General features: G+C 69.1%; 2 protein-coding genes. Both read right to left on the bottom strand.

What is annotated here, in order from left to right:
* Positions 1 to 12: 12 nt before the first annotated feature.
* Positions 13 to 342: a hypothetical protein gene (locus QJS33_RS31235; RefSeq protein WP_306371668.1), complete on the bottom strand. Its 330-nt coding sequence runs from the start codon at positions 340 to 342 to the stop codon at positions 13 to 15.
* Between the two features lie 72 nt (positions 343 to 414).
* Positions 415 to 1,266, bottom strand: an 852-nt coding sequence (locus QJS33_RS31230) for an IS5 family transposase (protein WP_306371667.1), incomplete at its 5' end; no start/stop codon positions are given.

Genomic DNA, 1,266 nt, shown 5'->3' with positions numbered 1-1,266 from the left:
CTAGGCCGTGTTTTAGAAGTCGGTGACCTGCCTGGTTGGCCGTCCGGGAAAGTTGCGGGCGGCCATCCAGATGGTGAGGTCGCGGGCGATGTCGTTGATGCTGGTCGCCGTGGTGACGTCGTGCTCGTTGCGGGAGGCGTCACGGCGGACAACCTCGTAGCCGCCTGCGTCCAGGACGGCCACTGAGGTGAACCAGACGGGGTCGTCCTCGTCGGGCTGGACGACCACGAAGGTGTTGTCGGAGTCGTTGAGGTCGCTGATCATCATGAACAGCGCGTCCTCGGAGGGGTCGTCGATGCGATCGCCGTTCTCGCTGTCGGCGCCGTAGTACTGAGCCCCCATCGTTGCCTCTCCCTCACCCAGTTCGTCCCGGTCGCGGCCAGCATGGCATGCCGGAACGACGGGGCTGGCGTGTCATAGCCATTCGCCGATCGCGGCGATCAGGACAGTGGCTTCGAAGCGGACTGCGAGTTTGTCGAACCGCGTGGCCACCGCCCGGTTGCGCTTGAGCCGGTTGATCCCGCACTCGACCGCGTGCCGGGCCTTGTAGTCCTCACGGTCGAAGGCGGGAGGCCGCCCGCCGGCCTTCCCTCGCCGTTTGCGGTTGGCGGCCTGGTCGGCCGGCTCCGGGATAGTGCACCGGATTCCCCGTTTTCGCAGGTAGACCCTGTTGGCACGGGAGGAATACGCCTTGTCGCCCCGCACCCGCAGCGGGCGGACACGAGGACGGCCTGGCCCGATGCGAGGCACCCGGATGCCTTCCAGGACGGCCGCGAACCGGGGGCTGTCACCACGCTGGCCTGCGGTGACCAACAGGGCCAGCGGACGCTGGCCCTGCTCGCAGGCCAAGTGGATCTTCGTGGTGAAGCCTCCGCGGGACCGGCCCAGGCCGTGGTCGTCGGGCTCGACATCGATGCCGCCCGGCGGCTCGTTCTGGGCGTGTCCGTCGCGGCGGGCACCTGCGGCGTGTTGGTGGGCCCGGCAGATCGTGGAGTCGACGTTGACCTCCCACGTGATCAGCCCGGCCGCGTCCGCCCGGGCCTGTAGCCCGGTCAGCAACTCGGGCCAGGTGCCGTCGCGCTGCCAGCGGCGGAAGAGCCCGTAGACGGTCTGCCACGGCCCGTACTCCGACGGAAGATCCCTCCACGGAGCACCGGTCCGCACCCGCCACCGGATCCCGTCGATCAGCCTCCTCCGGCCCAACGGTGGCCTGCCCAGCGCCGCGACTGGCAACAACGGCTCCAGCACTGACCACTGCTCGTCTGA

The organism is Nocardiopsis sp. CC223A (genome assembly GCF_030766825.1).
Taxonomy (GTDB): domain Bacteria; phylum Actinomycetota; class Actinomycetes; order Streptosporangiales; family Streptosporangiaceae; genus Nocardiopsis.
Note: the sequence above shows the minus strand (reverse complement) of the source record. Positions and strands in the feature narration are given on the sequence as shown.

Bases quoted from the DNA above. Each gene is read 5' to 3' on its own strand.
- QJS33_RS31235 (WP_306371668.1), bottom strand. From the start codon at position 342: ATGGGGGCTCAGTACTACGGCGCCGACAGCGAGAACGGCGATCGCATC.